20 protein-coding genes, 1 pseudogene and 1 riboswitch are annotated in these 23,173 nt (G+C 36.5%); of the genes and pseudogenes, 12 read left to right on the top strand and 9 right to left on the bottom strand.

Annotation, left to right across the window (positions count from 1 at the left end; all coding sequences use genetic code 11):
- Window positions 1-150 precede the first annotated feature (150 nt).
- The 8 genes from groES (at window position 151) to sufU (ending at window position 8,989) form a co-directional block, all read left to right on the top strand.
- The gene (gene groES / locus VER_RS08985) at window positions 151-432 is read left to right on the top strand and encodes a co-chaperone GroES (RefSeq protein WP_115309637.1); all 282 of its coding nucleotides are present in this window, start codon (window positions 151-153) and stop codon (window positions 430-432) included.
- 75 nt (window positions 433-507) lie between these two features.
- Entirely contained in the window at window positions 508-2,136 is a 1,629-nt protein-coding gene (gene groL / locus VER_RS08980) for a chaperonin GroEL (RefSeq protein WP_162100493.1), read from the top strand.
- A 242-nt stretch (window positions 2,137-2,378) separates the two neighbouring features.
- Entirely contained in the window at window positions 2,379-3,632 is a 1,254-nt protein-coding gene (locus VER_RS08975; protein WP_162100492.1) for a diaminopimelate decarboxylase, read from the top strand.
- 366 nt (window positions 3,633-3,998) lie between these two features.
- Window positions 3,999-4,742 (top strand): Fe-S cluster assembly ATPase SufC, encoded by a 744-nt coding sequence (gene sufC, locus VER_RS08970; RefSeq protein ID WP_162100491.1) that lies wholly within the window; start codon window positions 3,999-4,001, stop codon window positions 4,740-4,742.
- A gap of 9 nt (window positions 4,743-4,751) precedes the next feature.
- A complete protein-coding gene (gene sufB, locus VER_RS08965; protein WP_162100490.1) occupies window positions 4,752-6,161 on the top strand; it encodes a Fe-S cluster assembly protein SufB in 1,410 nt (469 codons plus the stop codon).
- Window positions 6,162-6,170: 9 nt separating this feature from the next.
- Complete coding sequence (locus tag VER_RS08960; RefSeq protein WP_162100489.1) at window positions 6,171-7,220, top strand: SufD family Fe-S cluster assembly protein; 1,050 nt, start codon at window positions 6,171-6,173, stop codon at window positions 7,218-7,220.
- A gap of 39 nt (window positions 7,221-7,259) precedes the next feature.
- Window positions 7,260-8,489, top strand: coding sequence for a SufS family cysteine desulfurase (locus VER_RS08955; RefSeq protein WP_162100488.1), 1,230 nt, complete (start codon window positions 7,260-7,262; stop codon window positions 8,487-8,489).
- A 62-nt stretch (window positions 8,490-8,551) separates the two neighbouring features.
- Complete coding sequence (sufU, locus tag VER_RS08950) at window positions 8,552-8,989, top strand: Fe-S cluster assembly sulfur transfer protein SufU (RefSeq protein WP_162100487.1); 438 nt, start codon at window positions 8,552-8,554, stop codon at window positions 8,987-8,989.
- Between the two features lie 118 nt (window positions 8,990-9,107).
- Here sufU and VER_RS08945 read toward each other — a convergent pair whose 3' ends face one another.
- Window positions 9,108-9,359: a (2Fe-2S)-binding protein gene (locus VER_RS08945; RefSeq protein WP_162100486.1), complete on the bottom strand. Its 252-nt coding sequence runs from the start codon at window positions 9,357-9,359 to the stop codon at window positions 9,108-9,110.
- A 192-nt stretch (window positions 9,360-9,551) separates the two neighbouring features.
- Here VER_RS08945 and VER_RS08940 point away from each other — a divergent pair, with 192 nt between their 5' ends.
- On the top strand, window positions 9,552-10,229 hold the full coding sequence (locus VER_RS08940; protein WP_162100485.1) for an HAD hydrolase-like protein: 678 nt from the start codon (window positions 9,552-9,554) through the stop codon (window positions 10,227-10,229).
- Between the two features lie 238 nt (window positions 10,230-10,467).
- Here VER_RS08940 and VER_RS08935 read toward each other — a convergent pair whose 3' ends face one another.
- Window positions 10,468-10,983: an S-adenosylmethionine decarboxylase family protein gene (locus VER_RS08935; RefSeq protein WP_162100484.1), complete on the bottom strand. Its 516-nt coding sequence runs from the start codon at window positions 10,981-10,983 to the stop codon at window positions 10,468-10,470.
- Window positions 10,984-11,528: 545 nt separating this feature from the next.
- Between VER_RS08935 and VER_RS08930 the strand changes: the two genes are divergently transcribed.
- Together VER_RS08930 and VER_RS08925 are read left to right on the top strand one after the other, a co-directional pair.
- Window positions 11,529-14,348: an FAD-binding and (Fe-S)-binding domain-containing protein gene (locus tag VER_RS08930; RefSeq protein WP_162100483.1), complete on the top strand. Its 2,820-nt coding sequence runs from the start codon at window positions 11,529-11,531 to the stop codon at window positions 14,346-14,348.
- A 254-nt stretch (window positions 14,349-14,602) separates the two neighbouring features.
- The gene (locus VER_RS08925) at window positions 14,603-15,601 is read left to right on the top strand and encodes a site-specific integrase (protein ID WP_162100482.1); all 999 of its coding nucleotides are present in this window, start codon (window positions 14,603-14,605) and stop codon (window positions 15,599-15,601) included.
- A gap of 49 nt (window positions 15,602-15,650) precedes the next feature.
- Here the strand turns inward: VER_RS08925 and rhuM are convergent, their stop codons facing one another.
- Window positions 15,651-16,604, bottom strand: a complete 954-nt coding sequence (gene rhuM, locus VER_RS08920) for a RhuM family protein (protein ID WP_202922155.1) — start codon at window positions 16,602-16,604, stop codon at window positions 15,651-15,653.
- A gap of 191 nt (window positions 16,605-16,795) precedes the next feature.
- A complete protein-coding gene (locus tag VER_RS08915; RefSeq protein ID WP_162100481.1) occupies window positions 16,796-17,110 on the bottom strand; it encodes a LysM peptidoglycan-binding domain-containing protein in 315 nt (104 codons plus the stop codon).
- Window positions 17,111-17,383: 273 nt separating this feature from the next.
- Between VER_RS08915 and lexA the strand changes: the two genes are divergently transcribed.
- Window positions 17,384-18,067 (top strand): transcriptional repressor LexA, encoded by a 684-nt coding sequence (gene lexA, locus VER_RS08910; RefSeq protein ID WP_162100480.1) that lies wholly within the window; start codon window positions 17,384-17,386, stop codon window positions 18,065-18,067.
- 163 nt (window positions 18,068-18,230) lie between these two features.
- On the opposite strand, the gene dapA is transcribed toward lexA, so the two are convergent.
- The 5 genes and pseudogenes from dapA to VER_RS10465 form a co-directional block, all read right to left on the bottom strand.
- Window positions 18,231-19,112 carry a 4-hydroxy-tetrahydrodipicolinate synthase gene (gene dapA, locus VER_RS08905; protein WP_162100479.1) on the bottom strand — a complete coding sequence of 294 codons (882 nt, stop codon included), beginning with the start codon at window positions 19,110-19,112 and terminating at the stop codon, window positions 18,231-18,233.
- A gap of 24 nt (window positions 19,113-19,136) precedes the next feature.
- On the bottom strand, window positions 19,137-20,168 hold the full coding sequence (locus tag VER_RS08900) for an aspartate-semialdehyde dehydrogenase (protein ID WP_162100478.1): 1,032 nt from the start codon (window positions 20,166-20,168) through the stop codon (window positions 19,137-19,139).
- Window positions 20,169-20,190: 22 nt separating this feature from the next.
- Complete coding sequence (gene dapB, locus VER_RS08895) at window positions 20,191-20,988, bottom strand: 4-hydroxy-tetrahydrodipicolinate reductase (protein WP_162100477.1); 798 nt, start codon at window positions 20,986-20,988, stop codon at window positions 20,191-20,193.
- Window positions 20,989-21,096: 108 nt separating this feature from the next.
- Window positions 21,097-21,263: riboswitch (Lysine riboswitch) on the bottom strand.
- Between the two features lie 103 nt (window positions 21,264-21,366).
- Entirely contained in the window at window positions 21,367-23,043 is a 1,677-nt protein-coding gene (gene recN / locus VER_RS08890) for a DNA repair protein RecN (protein ID WP_162100476.1), read from the bottom strand.
- Between the two features lie 12 nt (window positions 23,044-23,055).
- A pseudogene (locus VER_RS10465) lies at window positions 23,056-23,173 on the bottom strand (arginine repressor); the annotation flags it as partial.

The following is a 23,173-nucleotide window of genomic DNA, read 5'->3' as shown; positions in this document are numbered from 1 at the left end:
GCTTTTTTTTGTAGAAAAGTCAAAAAATCAAAAATAATACTTGCATTTATTTTCAATTCGGATATAATAATACTTGTAGTTAGCACTCGAGGTTAGTGAGTGCTAACAAAGTAAAAATTACAATCCGTAAAATCAAAGGAGAGATTGACAATGATGAAACCTTTAGGCGACCGTGTTATAATTCGTGTCCTTGAAAAAGAAGAAAAAACAAAAAGTGGCATCTTTTTACCAGATACAGCTAAAGAAAAACCATCAGAAGGTGAAGTAGTAGCAGTAGGTGCTGGTAAAGTATATGACAATGGTCAACGTGTTGCTCCTGAAGTAGCTGTTGGTGACAAAGTAATGTTCTCCAAATATGCCGGTACAGAAGTTAAAATTGATGGTGTAGATCATCTAGTAATTAGCGAACGTGATATTTTAGCTATTTTATAATCTAGCAAGTAGCTACTATATATTCACTAATTTATATATTGAGGTTATGTAATTAACCTTAGGAGGTAATAGATTATGGCAAAAGAAATTCTTTTCAATGAAGACGCTCGCCGTGCCTTAGGCCGTGGCGTAGATGCATTAGCAAATGCAGTAAAAGTAACCTTAGGACCAAAAGGTCGTAATGTAGTATTAGATAAAAAATTTGGTGCTCCTACCATTACTAACGATGGTGTTACCATTGCACGTGACATTGAACTTGCTGATCCATTTGAAAATATGGGCGCACAACTTGTAAAAGAAGTAGCAACTAAGACAAATGATGTAGCTGGTGATGGTACTACTACAGCTACTGTATTAGCACAAGCTATGATTCAAGAAGGTATGCGCAACGTAGCAGCCGGTGCTAATCCAATGATTTTAAAAAAAGGTATTGAATTAGCTGTTAAAACTTTGGTAGAAGAAATTAAGAAAAAATCTATTAAAGTAAATGGTAAAGCTGACATTGCTCAAGTAGCTTCTGTATCTGCAGGGGACACTGAAATTGGTGGCCTTATTGCTGAAGCTATGGAAAAAGTAGGCAATGATGGCGTTATTACTGTAGAAGAATCCAAAGGTTTACAAACTGATCTTTCTGTTGTAGAAGGTATGCAGTTTGACCGTGGTTATATTTCCCCTTACATGGTAACAGACCCAGATAAAATGGAAGCTGTTATGAACGAACCATACATTTTGATTACTGACCGCAAAATCAGTGCTATTGCTGATATGTTACCAACTCTTGAAAAAGTGGTAAAACAAGGCAAAGAATTGTTGATCATTGCGGAAGATCTTGATGGTGAAGCATTGGCTACCTTAGTAGTTAACAAATTGCGTGGTACTTTCAAAGCGGTAGCTGTTAAAGCTCCTGGCTTTGGTGACCGCCGTAAAGCAATGCTTGAAGATATTGCTATCTTAACAGGTGGTACTGTTATTACGGAAGATATGGGTCGTAAATTAGACAGCGTTGAATTAGAAGACCTTGGTACAGCTCGTCAAGTTCGTGTAACTAAAGATGAAACTGTTATCATTGATGGCGCTGGTGACAACGACGCTATTAAACAACGTGTTGGCCAAATTAAAGGTCAAATCGATGAAACAACCTCTGAATTTGATAAAGAAAAATTACAAGAACGTTTGGCTAAATTGTCTGGTGGCGTAGCTGTTATTGAAGTAGGGGCCGCTACTGAAGTGGAATTGAAAGATAAAAAACTTCGCATTGAAGACGCATTGAATGCTACACGCGCTGCTGTTGAAGAAGGTATCGTAGCTGGTGGTGGTACTACGTTAATCGACATCTTACCTGCTCTTGAAACTTTGAAAGAAGAAGGGGATGTACAGACTGGTATTAACCTTGTAAAACGTGCTGTTGAAGAACCACTTCGTCAAATCGCTTACAATGCTGGTTTAGAAGGCTCTGTAGTTGTTGAACGTGTTAAAAATACTGACTCTGGTGTAGGTTTCAACGCATTAACTGAAGAATATGTAGATATGGTTAAAGCTGGTATCGTTGACCCTGCTAAAGTAACTCGTTCTGCTCTTCAAAATGCAGCTTCCATTGCTTCCTTAGTATTGACTACAGAAAGTATTGTTGCTGATAAAGTAGAAGAAAATGCACCAGCAGCACCTGCTATGCCTCCAATGGGTGGCATGGGCGGTATGATGTAATCTAACCGGAACGTAGGTAGGTTATAACTAATCAGCTAAATAATAGCTGAAGCGTAGCTACATGTATATAAAACTAAAATGCTCACATCAATTTGGTGTGGGCATTTTTATTTTTCTATAGAATTGACGAGAGCCTGTAAAATTAAGTATAATCTAACATATACTTAAGATTGAGTGCATTGTTTTATACAAGGGCTGACAATTTTATAAATTGCATAGTCATTGAGTGAGGAGAAAGATTGATGAACGAAAAAAAATTACCTATTACGGCGGCCCGTTTAGAAGAAATTATTGCGGAGTATCCAACGCCGTTTCATTTATATGATGCGAAAGGGATTGTAAGCAATATTCGTCGCTTTATTAAAGCGTTCAGTTGGGCTAAGGATTTTAAAGAATATTTTGCTGTTAAAGCTACGCCAAATCCTTATATCATGCGATTATTACAGCAGGAAGGGGTAGGCGCTGATTGTTCCTCTTTAGCTGAATTAGTATTGTGTGAAAAAGTAGGTATTACGGGGGATAATATTATTTTTTCATCCAATGACACACCTTATGAAGAATATGCAAAAGCTATGGAATTAGGCGCCATTATTAATCTTGATGACATTACCCATGTAGCCTATTTGGAAGCCCATGGTAGTTTGCCTAATCGGTTAGCTTTCCGCTACAATCCAGGTTCTTTAAAACATGGTGGTAATACTATTATTGGCTTGCCTGAAGAAGCTAAATATGGCATGACAGGTGATCAAATTATTGAAGCCATTAATTATTGTAAAACTCGCGGCGTAACACGCTTTGGCTTACATACTATGGTGGTGTCCAATGAATTAGACATTCAAGGCTTAATTGGTACTGCTGAATTGATGTTTGGTTTGGCTTTGCGCGTAAAAGAGGAAACTGGTATTGAAGTTGACTTTATTGATTTTGGTGGTGGTATTGGCGTAGCTTATCGCCCAGAAGAAACACCAGTTGATTATGAAATGTTAAGTGCAGGCATTAAAGCTGCTTATGAACGGATGATTGAAGGCAATGGTCATAGTCCTATTGCCTTAGCTTTTGAATGTGGCCGCATGGTGACAGGTCCTTATGGTTATTTAGTAGCTACGGCTATTCATCGTAAGAATATTTATAAAAATTATATCGGTTTAGATGCTTGCATGGCGAATTTAATGCGGCCAGCCCTTTATGGTTCGTATCATCATATTACTGTAGTAGGTAAGGAAACAGCACCTCTTGATCATGTGTATGATGTAACAGGCTCGTTATGTGAAAATAATGACAAATTTGCTATTGATCGTAAATTACCAAAAATTGATATAGGTGATCGTATTATCATCCACGATGCGGGGGCGCATGGGCATTCTATGGGTTTCAATTATAATGGGAAACTTCGTTCCGCAGAATTACTTTTAAATGAAGACGGTTCTGTCACTCAAATCCGTCGTGCTGAAACCTTGGATGATTTATTTGCAACCTTAGATTTCAGTGATTTATAAGGAAAAATCTATCATTTTCGACGATAATGTGATATACTTAAAAAGTAAGTTGTTAATTTGCTTAAAAATCGCTAGTATTACAAACCCTTATGGGGTCACATTTTTTGATAAAATTCAAAAAAATCGATAATATAAACAAATTCATAGTAAAATAGTAGAAATTAACTTGCACTGGATACAGTTAGATTGTATAATGTTTATTAGGAATAGATGTTGTAAGATTTGCTGTTTACCGAAGTGGTAGAATATTTTTGCTGTTATGAGCGGTGTTTCACTTTGGTGGGATACCGCTTTTCTTATAAACTCTAACAATTAAGCTATATATGACTTAAAGACATAATTAATTATAAAAGGAGTGACTGTACTGTGTCAGAATTACTTCGCGTAGAAAATCTACACGTGTCTGTTGAGGGCAAAGAAATCCTAAAAGGTATCGACTTAACTATTAATAAAGGTGAAATCCATGTTGTTATGGGGACCAATGGTGCTGGCAAATCTACGTTAGCAAATGCTATTATGGGGAACCCAGTATATGAAGTAACAGAAGGTTCCATTACATTTGATGGTGAAGATATTACAGACGAAGCCGTAAATGATCGTGCTAAGGCTGGTATTTTTATGTCCTTCCAAAACCCAATTTCCATTCCTGGTATTACGGTAGAAAACTTTATTAGAACATCTAAAGCTACTGTAACGGGTGAAAATGTTCGTGCTTTGGCATTTAAAAAAGAATTAAAAGCAAAAATGGATGAATTATCCTTTGATGCTTCTTATGCACAACGTTATGTAAATGAAGGCTTTAGTGGCGGTGAACGCAAGAAAAACGAAATTCTTCAAATGTCCATTTTAAACCCTAAATTAGCCATGCTTGATGAAACAGACTCTGGCCTTGACGTAGATGCTGTGCGTATTGTATCTGATGGGGTACATCGTTTCCATACTAAAGATAATGCCGTACTTATCATTACGCATCACAACTCCATTTTACAAAAATTAAAACCAGATTTTGTTCATGTTTTAATCAATGGTAAAATTGTAAAAACTGGGGATGCATCCTTAGTAGCAGATATTGAAAGCAAAGGCTATGATGCTTACAAAGCGTTAGTTTAGGAGGCACTCATGGAAACTAGAAAGAAAACTTATGTGGAGGATATGGACCGTGGCGTCTACGATATAAAGAATGAATTTGAATATTCTTTTAAATCCGACGCAGGCCTTACGGAAGATATTATCCGCGAAATTTGGTCTAATAAAAACGAACCAGAATGGATGCTTGACTTCCGTTTAAAATCCTTAAAAATTTATAATGAATTAGATATTCCTAATTGGATTCCTGATATTAGTGGCCTTGATATGGCGAATATCGTAACCTATGTTAAACCAAAAGTTGACATGAAGGGTGACTGGAACGAAGTGCCAGAAGATATTAAGAGCACCTTTGATCGTTTAGGGATTCCTGAGGCTGAGAAAACCTCCTTAGCCGGTGTAGGGGCTCAGTATGACTCTGAAGTGGTTTATCATAGTATTCAAGAAGACCTTGTAAAACAAGGGGTTGTTTATACTGATATTGAAACGGCCCTTCATGAATATGAAGACATTGTTCGTCAATATTTTATGACATTAGTACCACCTACCGATCATAAATTTGCCGCTTTACATGGTGCTGTATGGTCTGGTGGCTCCTTTGTGTATGTTCCAAAGGGAGTTCAAGTAGATATTCCTTTACAGTCTTATTTCCGCTTAAATGCACCAGGGGCTGGGCAGTTTGAACATACCTTAATTATTATTGAAGAAGGGGCTAAAGCTCACTTTATCGAAGGTTGTTCTGCTCCTAAATATAATGTGGCTAACCTTCATGCTGGTTGTGTAGAATTATTCGTTAAAGATAATGCAACCCTTCGCTATTCTACCATTGAAAATTGGTCTAAAAATATGTACAACTTGAACACAAAACGTTGTACAGTTGGTAAAAATGGTACAATTGAATGGGTAAGTGGTTCTTTTGGTTCAAAAGTATCTTGCTTATATCCAATGAGTATTTTGGCTGGTGAAGGCGCACATTGTGAATTTACAGGTGTAACTTTTGCAGGGGAAGGCCAGTTCTTAGATACAGGGGCTAAAGTAGTGCATGTAGCACCACATACAACCTCCAATATTAACTCTAAATCCATCTCTAAGAGTGGTGGCGCTGCTATTTATCGTGGCGTTTTAAATATTGGTAAAAAAGCGGAACATGCAAAAGCAACCGTATCTTGTGAATCCTTGATGTTAGATGAAATTTCTCAATCTGATACCATCCCTTCCATTTCCATTGAAAATGATAATGTGGATTTAGGTCATGAAGCTAAAATCGGTCGTATTTCAGATGAAGCCATTTTCTACTTAATGACACGTGGCATTAGCGAAGAAGAAGCTCGTGCTATGTTAGTTCGTGGCTTCGTAGAACCAATTTCTAAAGAATTGCCACTAGAATACGCTGTTGAAATGAATAATTTGATTTCCTTAGAGCTTGAAGGCTCTATCGGTTAGGAGGTACTGATGAGTAACGTATTATTTAATGAACTCCCTAGACCTACTTTCCGGTGGTTAAAGGTAAATCATACGGAAGGTGTAGTGGCTACAGGTAGCAATCCCGCAACCGTAACCGTAGCAGCTAATCCAGGGGTCGTAACAGAATTAACTAGTAAAGCTTTATTAAAAGCTGATTTTGAAGGAGCTGAAGCTACATCCTTAGCTTTAGTTACTAATGAATTTACTAAAGGGTTAGCTATTGCCGTACCCACTGGTGCTGCTGAAAAAGTAGTGATTACTATTGATGCAGAAGGTGCTAGTGTAGGCGATAAAACTCGTTTAGCCATTGATGTAGCAACAGGTGCTTCTTTAGAAGTTTTATATGTTGTTAAAGGCAATGCAACGGCTGGCGGCTTAAATTTATTAACCGAAGTGAATGCCGATGCTAATTCAAAGGTAGTGTTCAAAAAAGTTCAGCTATTAGGTGAAGGGGTGCAACAAATTGAGCATCGCTACACTAAATTAGGGGCTAATAGTCATGTAGAGTTCCTTAATGTAGAACTTGGTGGCGGCGAAAACTTCTTACACTATACGCAAGATTTAGTAGGTCAAGAAGCGCATATTGAACATGATTTGGCTTACTTAGGTGACAATGAACAACGTTTTGATATTTCGATGCTCATGTCCCATGTGGCGCCTAAATCTGTCAGTGATATTCAAGTACTCGGTGCGTTAGCTGATAATTCTAAAAAATCCTTCCGTGGTACTTTAGATTTCATTCGCGGTAGCGTAGCTGCTGAAGGGGCGGAAGAAGATACTTGCGTATTACTTGATCCAACTGTTAAATCTGTGTCCTTACCATTACTTCTTTGTAAAGAAGATAATGTAGTTGGTAATCATGCTGCTAGCGCAGGGCAATTGGATAAAACCAAATTATTCTACTTAATGAGTCGTGGTTTTAGTGAAGAAGAAGCTAAACATATTATTGTAGAATCCATGTTACGCCCAGTGATTGATCGACTCGAAGATGCTGAGTTAGAAGAAGTTGTATTAGCTGCAGTACGAGCTAAAATTTAATTCGTCTGCAGTAAAGAGATAGAATAGAGAAGGTGTATTATGAAGTCGGTTGCAGAAGCATATAAAGATTTTCCTATATTACAAAGAGAACATAAAGGTCACCGCTTAGTATACTTAGATAGTGGGGCCACTACTCAGGTGCCAGAAGCTGTTATTAATGCCCTTGAAACACATTTAAAGCATCATAATGGTAATCCTCATCGAGGGGCTCATGTGTTGGCGGTAGAAGCGTCTGAAGCCTATGAAACAGCGCGTGATACAGTACAACGCTTTATTAATGCTAAAGCACGAGAAGAAATCGTGTTGACCCGTAATACAACGGAAAGCTTAAATCTTATTGCCTTTAGCTATGGCTTACATAACCTTAAAAAGGGTGATAAAATTGTTATTACCATTGCTGAACATCATGCTAACTTAGTAACTTGGCAACGTGTAGCACAAACTACCGGTGCTACTTTGGAATACATGTATTTAGATGAGTCCGGTCATCTAAAAGATGGGGAAATGGATAAAATCGATAGTCATACTAAGATAGTGTCCTTTGCTCATGTAAGTAATGTATTAGGCATGGAATTCCCTGTAGAAGAACTGATTAAACGAGCTCATGCAGTGGGAGCCATTGCTATTCTTGATGGGGCGCAATCAGCACCTCATAAAAAGATCGATGTACAAGCTTTAGATTGTGATTTCTTCGTGTTCTCTGGCCATAAAATGTGCGCTTCTCAAGGGATTGGGGTCATGTATGGGAAACGTCATTTACTCGAAGATATGCCTCCATTCTTATTGGGTGGCGATATGATTGAATATGTACAAGAACAAAGTACTACTTATAATGAAGTTCCTTATAAGTTTGAGGCTGGTACACCGAATGCTCATGGTGCGGTTACTTTAAAAGCAGCCATTGAATACTTAGAGCAATATGGTATGGACAATATTAATGCTTATGAAAAAGAATTAGTAGCTTATGTATTGCCTAAATTATTAGCTATTCCTCATGTTCATGTACTGGGCTCGGAAGATCCTAGTGAAAAACACGGGGTTATTGCCTTTACTATTGATGATGTACATCCTCATGATGTAGCTACTATTTTAGATAGCTATGGCGTTTGCGTTCGCTCAGGTCATCACTGTGCGCAGCCATTAGGTGCTTATTATAAGGTACCTGCTTCTAATCGTTTGAGTATGTATATTTACACGCGTAAAGAAGATTTAGATATTTTCCTTGAAGCAGTGAAACAAGTACGCCCTACGATGGGTTTTAAAGATTAAATACACCATATCCCTAAGTATTAACTAGGGGGAAATAAGCAAGTATAAAGGAGTTCCTACTTATGGAAATGGATCAGTTATATACTGAGTTAATTTTAGAACATAATCAAGATAAACGAAATAAACGTTTATTAGACGTTTTTACCGTATCTGAGCATGGTCACAATCCAAGTTGTGGCGATGATTTAACCTTGCAATTAGATGTAGCTGATGGGGTAGTTAAAGATGCTGCTTATACAGGCTCTGGTTGTGCCATTAGTCAAGCGTCAGCGTCTATGATGATTGATATTATTAAAGGTAAAACTGTAGCTGAAGCGTTTCGTTTAGTTGATATTTTCTTAGGTATGATTAAAAAAGAAGTTACCGATGAAGCTGAATTAGAAGAATTAGAAGATGCTATTGCACTACAAAATATTTCTAATATGCCAGCTCGTGTAAAATGTGCTGTATTGGCTTGGCATACCTTAAAAGAAGCTTTAAAAAAAGAAGAAACTAAATAGGCTAGAGACTAGCTACCGAATCATGTATAATAAAAGGAGTTAACCAATAACAACGAAGGTTGCTATGAGTTAACTCCTTTTTTACAAGAATAAGCTTGCTTTTTCTTTTTAGTATTGCTTATTCTTCTTTTTTCGCACTTGGTTTAGGCAATTTGCCCATGTCCTGCAATAATTTAACGATGCGTACGCCACAGTTTTTACCGCCACAAGAGCCGGTACCTGCGCCAGTACGTTCTCTAATTTTAGGAATGGTATCACAACCATCATTGATAGCTTCTTTGATAGTTTTGCGTGAAATACTGCGACAAGTGCAGACTTTAGTATATTTGTCTAAAATACTATCCGGTACTTTTTGTTCTTCAAAATCCATATGTATTACCTCCCTATACTACTTAGTATAGCCATTATTGTATTAGTATGCTTAATTAAGCTATTATTGTTTGACTAACTAGACTTTTTATAGGGCCTAGGGGATTTTCACTATGCTGTAATTAATCATACTATATACCGTTATTGTACCATAGATTTGTCATTCTATGTATAAGGAAGAAAGGATAAACTTATGATTTGTGTTTTATTTGACTTAGATGGCACATTAACTGATTCCGCCGAAGGTATTAAAAAATCAGTTGTTTATGCCTTAGAAAAAAAGGGCGTTCCTGTACCGTCTGATGAGATTTTAACTTTATTTATTGGGCCACCTATTGTAGACTCCTTACGTGAACATTGTGGCATGACAGAGGCCGAAGCAGACGAAACGTATGGTTACTTTAAAGAACGATATCATACAATAGGGAAGTTTGAAAATAAAGTATATGAAGATGTGGAGCGTATGCTAGTTACTTTACGTCAAACTAATACCTATGTAGCGGTAGCCACTGCAAAACCAGAACCATTAGCTAAAGAAGTATTAGAACATTTTGGCTTAACTAAGTATTTTGAAATTATTAAAGGGGCCGATGCAGCCCGTGGGATGGTGCATAAAGAGGATATTTTAAAAGAAGCATTAGCTGATATGAAAGAAATTTCCTCGAATCGTACTAAAAAAGAAATTACTGGCTGGTATATGGTGGGTGATCGCAAATATGACGTAGAAGCAGCAAAGAAACTTGGTTGTCGTGCTGTAGCCGTGACATATGGCTATGGTACTCAGGCAGAATTAGAAGCAGCGGGCGCTGATTATATTTGTCATACACCTTCGGATGTTATTTTAAATATTGCCGTTGATACGCTATTATAAAATACATTAAATTAAACTATCATTTAAAAAGTGAATTATTAAAATCAAAACTAAAAAAATAAAAAACTAAAAACAAAAATCAAAAAACTAAAAGACTATTCAATAAATCCCTTTAAAAACCCCCGAATGTTAGCTGTATAGGGTAACATTCGGGAGGAATCATAGGCTTTACTTGAATAGTCTTTTTTATGTATTAGATTATTTTAGTATTTTATTGTTTTGGTAGTAAGGCTTAGTATTAATCTAAAGGTTGTTCATGACGATTTTTCTTAGAAATAACTTTAAATACCTTGGCACCGGTAGATTTTAACTTTGTGCCGGTTTGTTGCAAGCGCATACGTGTTCTAGTAACACGGGCTAGGGCTGAAAGGGATGTTTTTTTGCGTGGTTTCATATCGCGCACAGAGCCGAAATCCCCGCGATTAATGCTGGTTGCTTTAACTCGTTCAGCGCCAAAAGATTGTTTTAAGACACGCATGATTAGAGTAGCTTGTAGGGGAATATTAAAAGTATAAATATCAACGGCCACATAACCCATTTTAGGATACGCATGAACAGCAATATGACAATGGGGCGATACCGCAAATAAGACAATTTCATCTTCTAAGACTTGGCAGTTGATTTCGTCGATAGGCTGTTGCGCTGCTTCTAACGCATTAGTAACGCTTTCTTGGATAATAAGTGGTGAATTGATAACATCCTCTAAACAAGTATATAAATCAATGAGTAAATGAGTTCCTACAGAATTTGACACAATGACACCTTCCTTATGACAGAATAAATTATATAGGCTGCACAGACCTAGATTAGGGAAGGGCTAGGCTGTGATTTATGTAAAACATACAAATTATGAGTTTTAAGTATTTTTATATCATTTTATTATACCTTGAAGCGTTGAAAATGTAAAATATCAAATATACTTTTTGTTTAATGTAACGAAAATATTAGATATATAGTATTTATTTTACTTAATAACTATTTGAAATATAATTGATGAATATTCAGTATTTTCAAGGCTTTTTGGCTATTAATGAGAATATTTATTAATTAGATAAATAATGAGTTTAGCGAATTGATGAAGCATAAAATACAAAAATTATTCAATTCGTGTAATAATTTTAAAGAACATATTTTTCGATTTATTATTTTGTTAAGGGTTTATAGAAATTATATGTAATATGACTATTGGTTATAGGTTTACCCTTGATTTACATGATTACTTCAGTATGCTATTCTAAGTTTATATTAAATCGTACTGTCGTGCTTGGTGGCACAACAATATGTAGGAGGTCCTAACGAATGAGCTTACAATTAAAACGTGATTTTGATACTTTCGTATCAGAAGCCAAAAAGATTTCACCGAATCGAGTATTTACAGATTATTTATTACGGTATGCCTATGGGGTAGATGCTTCTTGCTATAGTTATTTACCAAAAGTAGTAGTAAAACCAAATACGGAAGCCGAAGTAGTACAATTAGTATTATTAGCTAATCGTTGTGGTACACCAGTTACATTCCGCGCAGCTGGTAGTTCTTTATCTGGTCAATGTTCTTCAGAAGATGTACTAATTGTAGCTAACGATGGTTTCAAATATGCCCATGTACTAGAAAACGGCAATGCTATTCGTTTGGCTTGTGGCGTTATTGGGGCTGATGCCAATGAAGCGTTACTTCCTTATGGTAAAAAAATTGGTCCAGACCCAGCTACTATTACAACTGCTTTAGTAGGGGGGATTTTTAATAATAACTCCAGTGGTATGTGCTGTGGTACGGCGCAAAACTCTTATAAAACAGTTCGTTCTATGCGTGTAGTGTTAGCTGATGGTACTATTCTTGATACAGCTGATGCACAAAGCGTTAATGATTTCATGCGCACTCATGGGAAGATGGTTGAAGACATTCTTAACTTGCGTAGCGATATTATGGCGGACCAAGAATTAGTAGATTTAATCAACCGTAAATATAAAATCAAAAATACAACTGGTTATGGGATTAACTCGTTAGTTGACTTTGAAAATATAGTAGATATTTTAAATCACTTATTCATTGGTAGTGAAGGGACATTAGGCTTTGTTAGTGAAGTTACTTATAACTGCGTTGACGATGCCAAATATAAAGGGTGCGGTCTTTTATTCTTTGAAAAATTAAATGATGCTTCTCGTGCTGTAGTAGCGTTAGCTAATATGTCCCGTGAAAAAGTAGTAGCTGCTGAAATGATGGACTATTTAAGTCTTAAGAGTGTGCAGCAATTGCCAGAAGTACCATCTTTTGTACGTGGGGTGCCAGAAGGAACTAGCTGTATCTTATTCCAATCTGAAAGCAATGATGAAGCTACTTTAGATCAAAATCTAGAATATATTAAAGAACATTTAAAAGACATTCCTACTGTAATTCCAAGCTTATATTCTAAAGAAGCGTCTGAATATAACTCCTGGTGGATGATTCGTAAAGGTTTATTGCCAATTGCCGCTGGTCTTCGCCGTCCTGGCACTACAGTTATTACTGAAGACGTATGCTTTAAAATTGAAGACTTCACCGATGGTATTGAAATGATTACCGAATTATTCCATAAATATGATTTTGTGGATAGCGGTATTATCTTTGGTCATGCATTGAGCGGTAATGTTCACTTTATCATTACACCTAACTTTAATGAACAAAAAGAAATGGATAACTTTGCAGCGCTTGTTAAAGAAATGGCAGAACGCGTAGCTGGGGTAGAAGGGTCCATTAAAGCAGAACATGGTACAGGTCGTATGGTAGCGCCATTTGTTGAATTAGAATGGGGCAAAAAGGCATATGCCGTAAATCGTCGAATTAAAGAAATCTTTGACCCACAACGTCTACTTAACCCAGATGTTATGATTACAGATGATCCAGACGTTTACAAGAAAAATCTTAAAGCTATGAACGACATTGATCCATTGTACAATATGTGTATGGAATGTGGTTTCTGTGAAAAGAATTGTCCAAGCCGTAATTTAACATTAACACCACGTCAACGTATTTCCTTACTTCGTGAAGAACAACGCTTGCTTAAAGAAGGTAACACAGCGATGGCGGCAGAACTTAAAAAAGGTTACGAATATTATGGTGTTGATACTTGTGCTGCTTGCTCCATGTGTTCGCAACTTTGTCCATTGGGCATTGATACCGCTCAAATTGCTATTTCCATGCGTAAAATTGATCCAAAAGGTCGTGGCTTAGCACAGGCTATCTATAATAACTTTAGCACTACTTTGAAGGCGGCTAAGGTAGGGGTAATCTTAGGTGGCGTAGCTGGTAAAGTAGCTACTAAGACATTATTGGCTAAGATTTCTGAAGATGCTCATCAGTTAACAGGCTTAACACCATATTTACCAAAAACAATGCCTAAAGCTAATACATATAAATTGAGCAATAAACGGAATCCATTATTCCAAAAGAATGTAGTATATTTCAGTACCTGCGCTAACCGTGCTTTCCGTCAGAACCAAGGATATGATGATACGCGTAGCTTACAGCAAGTATTTGAAAGTTTATGCGATAAAGCAGGGTACAATGTAATTTACCCGCCACATATTGAAAACCTATGCTGTGGTTTAAGTTTTGAAAACTATGAAGAAATTGATAAACAAGCCTTAGCTGATTTAACAGATGCTTTAATGAAAGCTAGTGAAGGCGGTATTTATCCAGTAGTTATCGACCATTCCGCTTGTTTCAATCATGCGTTCAAACATATTAAAGGTTTAAAAATCCTTGATATTTCTGAATTCTTGTATACAATTTTACCTGATTTGAATGTAACTAAATGTAACGAATCGGTTATCGTTCATAAACAGTGTAAAGTAAAAACCTTACATAAAGGTGACTATATTGAAAACTTAGCTCGTGCATGTATGGATAAAGTATTCAATATTAAATCCTTTGCTTGTGATGGCTTTGCTGGTCAAAAAGGTTTCTTTACACCAGAACTTAACAAATGTGCTACTAAGGATTTAGCAGCTGAAATTAAGAGTTATGGTTGCACCTTAGGTGTAAGTTCCAGTTCCACTTGTGAAATTGGTCTTGGCGAAAACGGTGGCATTCCATTTGTAAGTATTGCATACTTGTTAGATCGTTGTTCTACAAGAAAATAAAAAGTGTAAGTACTATTAACTAAAAATAGTCTAAAAAACCTCCGACATGCATCGGAGGTTTTTTGTAAGTATTGAACTGTTTTACCCTTTATGATATAATTACTTCCGATAACGATATATTATCGGAAGTAATTTTTAGGTTATTTTTACAGGAATCTAGGTATTATCTTAGGTTTCCCTTATTTTAGCTTATTTTAGCTTGTTTTACTTATACGTTTAATTTTTACATATATATTTATAAGGAGTTTTCTATTATGAGTGCTAACAAGCATTTTTACTTACGTGACAACAAAGCTCTTATGGCTAGTAGCGGACTCACGGAAAAAGCTAAAGAAAGCATTTTATTATCTAAATCTGAAAATACTGTTGATGCTTATGAATCTGACTGGGAGGATTTTGTATATTGGTGTGAATCTCGTCACGTTTCTTTTTTTCCAGCCACTCCTGAAACCATTGTTAACTATATTAATGATTTAGCGGATCATGCGAAAGCTAATACAATTTCTCGCCGTATTAGCGCTATTTCTGAAAATTTCAATGCTTCAGGTCTGACAGATAATCCTTGTAAGTCATCTTTAGTTAGCCAGGCTTTACGTGGTATACGTCGTAAAAAAGGAACCTATCAACAAGGTAAAACCCCTATCCTACTTGAAGATCTAGAAGATATCTTCAAAGAGATGGATGCCTTAGGTTTACCGGAGATTCAGTTACTTAGGGATAAAGCTATTTTACTTATTGGCTTTATGGGCGCTTTTAGACGCAGCGAAATTAGTGCTTTAACGGTGGAAGACCTTACGTTCTCACCACAGGGGTTAGAAATCTTCGTGCGGTCGTCAAAAGCTGACCAAGAAGGTCAAGGCGCCGTTGTAGCTATCCCTTATATAGAAAACGCCGAATTTTGCGCTGTAAGGGCCGTTAAGGCATGGCTCCGGTATACTGGTATTCAAAGTGGTCCAATTTTCAGAGGTTTTACGAAGAAAATGGATATTCGTAAGAATGCATTAAGTGATAAAAGTATTGCTGAGATTGTAAAAAAATATATTTCTCTTATTGGTTTAGATCCTGCTATGTATGGAGCCCATAGTTTACGCCATGGTTTTGCTACCACAGCGGCCTCTTTTGGCGTTGAAGAACGTAATATTATGCGTCAAACACGACATCATAGCGTTAATATGGTACGTCGTTATATTAATGAAGCCAATAAATTTGTGGATAATCCGATTAGTACCATATTTGGTGGCAGAAAACGATAAAAAGATATTAATATAGTAATACATAGTGTTTAATATTTGATATATATTTTTATTTCCAGCTTAAGAAGTTTAATATAATATTTATCATTATATCTTTTTCATCAGCTTTAGATTCTGCAATAAGTAAGGTAATAGCAACTAAAGTACTTTCAGAAATTATTTTAGTTCCATTTGCCAATAACAAATTATTTTGACTTAAGAAATATAAGAATAGACTAGCTGCAATACGCTTACAACCATCAGTAAATGGATGATCTTTTATAATAAAGTATAGAAGATTAGCAGCTTTTTCTTGTGTTGATTTATAAATTTCTTCACCAAATGCCGTCTGATATATATTTCTTATAATACCATTTAAAATACCTTTAGATTTTTCTTGACCAAAAATATCTGATTGAAATTTTAATTTCATTTCATCTATTAATTTTTGGGCATCAGCATAGGTTATTTGGTAGTTTTCTATAGAATTAAAATTAGGCTTTACAATTTTTTTATGATCATAATCATCCAATAATTCTAGCGCGGTTGTGTATTGTTCAATTACATTTAATAAATCTGCTGAATTAATTTCTAATGTATTCGCTAAGATATTGCTTTGAATTTCTACTACTTTATTTAAAGCCTGTAGTCTTTTTTGATTAATTGCATATCCTTTAATTATATATTCTTTTAGTATTTTGGTCGCCCAATGTCTAAATGCGATACCTTTTTTAGATTTTACTCGGTAGCCCACTGATATAATTACATCTAAATTATAGTATTTATAATTACGTTCGATTAAACGGGCTCCTTCTTTTTGAACTTGTGCAAAATTTGCACAAGTTGAATTTTCTTCTAATTCATCTTCTTTGTAAATATTACGGATATGTCTAGTAATTACAGTACGATCTCTATCAAATAGTAAAGCCATATCTTCTGGGCGAAGCCAAATATTTTCTTTATCTTCCGAAACTTGTACAGGAATTTCCAAAGCACCATCTTTAAATATAATAGATTGTAACATAATATCCCCTCTTAATGAATTTACCCTTTTAAAATAGTATAACAGATTTAAAGATTTACTCATAAGCTTTTACATTATTTTCATCTTGTTAAAAACGGTGATACCTAGCCGCCTAAGTATCACCGTTTTATTGTATTCAGTTGTCTATATAAACCCTAGAGCAAAGACTCTTAGTGGATCTATCCTATAGTTTATTCATTCTGCGCTAAGTAATCCACAGGCATTTTATTATTTGGTGTTTTAATAGTTGGTACTTTAATTTGGCTACCTGGTTCTAAATTAGCTGTTTCATCTAATTTATTAATAGCTTTCATAGCATGTACCATTTCACGAACATCAATATGACTGTTACTATGCGCACTAGCAATGCCCCAAACAGTGTCGCCAGCTTTTACTGTTACCGTACGCACATTTTGTGTATCTAATTCAATGGTAGGTGTATTTATAAAATAACCAATAGTAAGTGTTAAAAACATGCTGAAAACGATTAGAAAGTCACGTTTCATACTATCACCTCATCAATAAACTAATCACAACTCCCTAACAAAATATATTAGTATCTATATACAGGCTAATATTTACGAACATTACATCGGTATGTATGTTTGTTTACACGTTTAGTATACCACGCGAATAAATGTTCGGTCAATAGGAAATCGAACAATTATTTGACAATACTTGCTCTTACGTTCTATAATAACAATGAAATAGTTTATATTTTTGAGATATTATATTTAACTTTACATATATTTGTTTGTACAGAATGAGAGGTTTTAACAGTGAGACGTCCAGCTACCGATATTAACTCTAAACAAAAGATGATTTTAGACTTTATTACTGAGTCTTTGCAAACTGAATATCGCTGCCCTAGTGTCCGTGAAATTTGTAACTATATGGGTTTGAGTTCTACGTCAACTGTGCAAAGCCATTTAAATACATTAGAACGTTTTGGCTATATTAAACGGGATGTAAATAAAAACCGCTCTATTACTGTAGTTGGTATGAAACCAAGAACTATGCCAGAAGTTAATACGTCTGATGATGGTCAAGTTACATCCTCTGAGCCTTTTGATTTTATGTCGGTTAAGTTGCGCAATGTACCGTTAATCGGTACAGTACAAGCTGGTTTGCCTGTGACAGCTTATCAGAATCAGGAAGCTCAGATTCCCTTACCTATGACATTAATTGGCAATTCTGAATGCTTCTTACTTCGAGTTCGTGGTGAGTCTATGCGGGATATTGGCATGTATGAAGGTGATTTATTGATTGTTCGTAATCAATCCACTGCTAATAACGGCGATATTGTGGTTGCTCGTATTGACGATGAAGCTACAGTAAAACGTTTCTATCGTGAAAGTAATCGTATCCGTTTACAGCCTGAAAATAGTGAATTTGATCCTATTTATACTGATAATTGTGTCATTGAGGGCAAAGTTATAGGACTTATTCGCGATCATATTTAATTCAATTTAATACTTAGTGAGGTTTAACATAAAAACGAACACCTGTTTGGCTGCCTATCTTTTGGCTAGCTAAACAGGTGTTCGTTTTTATTTAGTATGTATTGTAAGCTACTTTTATACTGTTTTCATTACTGTTTTTAATGCTTATTACTGTTTCGATGGTTTATTCTACATAGGGTTTAATAGCAGCATCTACTACGGCTGCTTCTTCAGCAGAAGGTTCACACATTGGTAAGTGGAATGAACCTGCTGGTAAGCCTAACTGACGAACTGCATATTTCACTGGGATTGGATTAGTCGTAACGAACATAGCTTTGAATACAGGATATAATTCTTTATGAATAGCTTTGGCTTTAGCCACATCCCCTGCTTCATAGGCCTGAATCATTTCATTCATTTCTCGCCCTACTACATGAGCTGCTACGGAAATAATACCACGACCACCAACGGCTAACATTGGCAAAGTTAAGGCATCATCACCACTATAAATCATAAAGTCTTCAGGTAATAAATGATAGATTTCAGAGGCCACATTAATATCACCGCTGGCTTCTTTAACGGCCGCAATATTATGGCAAGCTTCACGTAATTTAGCTAAAGTAGCCGGTAAGATTTTACCACCAGTACGACCTGGTACATTATAAACGACTACGGGCAAATCAGTAGCTTCAGCCATAGCTTTAAAATGTAAAAATACCCCTTGTTGGTTTGGTTTATTGTAATAAGGTACAACTCCCATCACTGCATGAACGCCAGTTTTACTTGCTTCTTTAGTAAAAGCTACCGTTTTACCCGTATCATTGGAGCCTGTATTAGCCACGATTGAACCCATATGACCACATTCTTTCACAATGGTTGTAAATAGCTTCAACTTGTCCTCATTGCTAATGGTTGGACTTTCCCCTGTGGTACCACATACAATAAGGCCATCGGAGCCATTAGCTAATAAATGTTTAGCTAATACGACAGCGCCTTCAAAATCTACTGAACCATCTGCTTGGAATGGTGTAATCATAGCAGTTAAAACGCGACCTAAGGTTTTCATAAGAACCTCCTCTAATACAGTTCATTAAAATGATTGTTTTTCTACAAGATATTCCGCAATTTGTAAGGCATTAAGGGCAGCCCCCTTACGGATTTGATCCCCTACAATCCAGAAATTCATCCCTTTATCATTGTATAAATCCTTGCGAATACGACCGATTTCACAGTCATCTTTGCCTGATGTATATAGTGGCATAGGATATTCTTGTTCTTTTGGATTATCTTTCACAATAAGCCCTGGGAATGCATTACAAGCAGCTTTAAAATCGGCTACACTTACAGGTGCTTCTGTTTCTACTAATACAGATTCAGAATGAGAACGGTACACTGGGATACGAATGGTAGTCGGTACTACTTGAATGGTATCATCGTGTAGAATTTTCTGTGTTTCTAAAACCATTTTCATTTCTTCTTTGGTGTAGTCATTATCCATAAAGACATCGATTTGTGGAATTACATTAAAAGCAATAGGATAATGTTTTGGTAAGGATGCACTTGGTAAAATATTAGCTACCATGTCTTCACCGGCCATATGTGCTTTTACTTGATTATCTAATTCATCAATGCCTTCTTTACCCGCCCCTGATACAGCTTGGTATGTGCTTACTACGATGCGTTTAATAGGCGATAAATCATGTAATGGTTTTAAGCCTAAAGCCATGATAATAGTTGAACAATTTGGATTAGCAATGATTCCTTTATGAGTATCAATGTCTTCAGGATTTACTTCTGGTACAACTAATGGTACTTCTGGATCCATACGGAAGGTACTAGAGTTATCAATAACAATAGCTCCTTGTTTAACTGCTTCAGGCGCTAAGGTTTTAGAAATAGAACCGCCTGCAAATAAAGCAATATCAATGCCTTCGAAGGATTCAGGTGTTGCTTCTTCCACTACATAGGTTTTACCGCACACCGTTAATTCAGTGCCCGCTGAACGAGCAGAGGCTAATAATTTTAAATCTGCAAATGGAAAATTGCGTTCTTCAAATAAAGTAATAAATTCTTGACCTACGGCGCCAGTAGCACCTAAAATTGCAACATTTGGTTTTCTCATGTGTATCTCTCCCATTTAAAAATTATAAATAATGTTCTAAACCATAGGTAAGACCAGGCTTATCACCAATTTTCTTACAAGCTAAGACCACGCCGGGCATAAAGGATAAACGGCTAAGTGAGTCATGACGGATGGTTAAGGTTTCATCATAGCCCCCAAATAAAACCTCTTGATGTGCCACATAACCAGGTAAACGGACACTATGAATAGTTACATCATCCACTTTAGCGCCACGTGCACCAGGTAGACTTTCTTTAGTTAAATCCTCGGCCCCTTTGGCACCAGCTCTTTGCTTGGCTTCATTAATTAATTTAGCAGTTAATACCGCTGTCCCTGATGGCGCATCATATTTATGATTGTGATGGAGCTCAATGATTTCCACATTTGGAAAATAGGGTGCTAAATCAGCTGCTGTTTTCATCATCATAACAGCGCCTAAAGAAAAATTAGGGGCTACTAGACAATGAGCGTTATTAGCAGCACCAATAGCAGCTAACTCATCACGTTGTTCAGCGATAAGGCCGGTAGTACCAATGACGATATGAACACCGGCGGCTAAGACCGTTTTCGCATTTTCAAAAATAATAGCAGGATTTGTAAAATCCACCACTACATCAGGCTTTTTATCAGCTAAGGCGGAGGTAAGATCCTTGTATAAAGGGAGTCCCAATTCTTCAATACCGGCTGCTTTACCAGCGTCTTCACCAGCTTGTTTTGGATCAATGCCACCAATAAAGGTAAGCTCTGGATCATTATGAACAGCTTTTACTACTACACGCCCCATTTTACCGGTAGCGCCACAAACCATAACTGTAATCATGTTCATTCCTCCTAAAAAAAAGACCAGCGCATAGCTGCCACTGATCTTGGTATGATTACCTGAACGAACCACCTTTCTTGAACTATTTCAAGACTAAGATAGTCGGAACAATGAGCTAGCACTCCATCTAACGATGACAGTCATACACCTATTCGATGCACAACCAGCACTGTTTGTTGGCACAAACAGGCTTCGGCGAAGCTTCCTTTCCTCATATGTCAACATGTGCCCCACTCGATATGAATACTCTTAACCTTCGCGCCTCTATCTCCATATATTCAATTTAAAAACTGATTACCATTAGTATACATTTATTTTTTCATATCGTCAAATCATATTATGTATACATAATCAAGTTATTGCGTAAGCTTCCTTATGTTACGCTTGTTTTTCTTTAAAATGAGCAATCATTTCTTTGGCGGTAGCCAAGGCGGTGTGTGAGAAATTTTGCCCACTCATCATGCGTGCAATTTGCGCTACATGTTCTTCTTCCGATAATTCCGTAAGGCTGGATACAGTGCGTCCTTCTACTTCCTGTTTAGCTAAATGATAGTGATGCTTAGCAATACTAGCTGTCTGTGGTAAATGTGTAATACAGAATACTTGCGTACTATTGCTTAATTGCTGGATTTTAGCCGCCACTTGTAAAGCAATATCACCACTAATACCTACATCAATTTCATCAAATACGAGAGTCTTAAAGGTTTTTGTGTTGAATACTGATTTAAAAGCTAAAGCAATACGGGATATTTCGCCACCAGAGGCTACTTTATGAAGTGGTAATAGCCCTTCCCCTGCGTTGGCACTAAAGAGCAATTCAATACGCTTTGCCCCTAAAGGGGTTAATTCATCACTAAGATCTATGGTAAATTGAAGTTCTGCTTTGGCCATACCTAAATCGGTTAATTGTTCTTTTAAATGAGCTGCAATAGTAGCACTATTAGCTTGCCGGATAGCGGTTAATTGAGCTAGCGCTGTTTTGGCCTTAGTTTCCGCTTCCGCTACGGCTTTTTCTAAATCTTCTTTAGCAAAACTTTGCGCTTCTAATTCTTCTAAACGTGTTTGTGCTTTATTTTCAAATTCTAAGATGGCTTCAATAGTTTCACCGTACTTACGTTTTAAGCCATAAATGAGTGAATCTCGTTCCTGACAATACGCATAACGCTCTTCATCGTAAGAAATAGTATCTCGATAGCGATCAAGGCCTTGAGCCGCTTCTTCTAGCTGAAAATAGGCAGAATTAACCAATTCGGATAAATCTTTTAAGGCCTCATCATAGCGCACTAAATCTTGAACTTCGGCTTTAATACTATTCACTGCTTCTAAGATAGCATGACGATCACTATAAAAAGCATTATAACAAGAGCTTAGCACTTTATCTAAATGATCAAAACTATCTAAACGTTTTAATTCCGCACTTATAGCTTCATCCTCGCCCACCTTTAACTGAGCGTCTTCAATTTCATCAATTTGAAATCGAAGCATATCTAATTCACGGGCTCGCTCCGCAGCCATAGCTTCTAGGCCATCTAACTGTTGTTTGGCAGTTTTGTATGCTTTATATGCTTTGACATAGGTTTCATAAGCTAATAGACCATCTTTAGTATATTCATCTAAATAACGATGATGAACATCTGGATCTAGCAGTAATTGATTGCTATATTGGCCGTGAATATCTGCTAAAAATAGACCAATTTCACGCAATGCCTTCAGCGGTATGGCTTGGTCATTTGCTAAAATGGTAGACTTGCCTTGGCGATTAAAAGAGCGTGATAAAATAAGCTGATTCTCTTCTACTAAAATATTTTTACTAGCTAATAATGCAAGTAAAGCTGTATCACCAGTTACATCAAAAACCCCTTCAATGACAAAAGCGTCTTTACCATGGCGAATAAATTCATTGCTAGCCCGTTCGCCTAAGAGAATACTGAAAGCATCCATGAGGATGGATTTCCCCGCGCCTGTTTCACCGGTAAAGATGGTAATGCCATCGGCAAAATGTAAGTTCATCTGTTCTATTAATGCAAAATTGCGAATCCCCATATGTGTAAGCATAGTTAAGTAGCCTTAATCTTTCATTAAATCAGAAATGCGTTTCAAAATTGGTTGTACATCTTCTACGGAACGAGCAATGAGTAAAATCGTATCATCCCCGGCTAAGGTGCCAATTAATTCGCCCCATTTA

The sequence above is a fragment of the Veillonella sp. R32 genome, from assembly GCF_010093125.1.
Lineage (GTDB): Bacteria > Bacillota > Negativicutes > Veillonellales > Veillonellaceae > Veillonella_A.
This window is presented reverse-complemented; position numbering and strand designations above follow the sequence as displayed.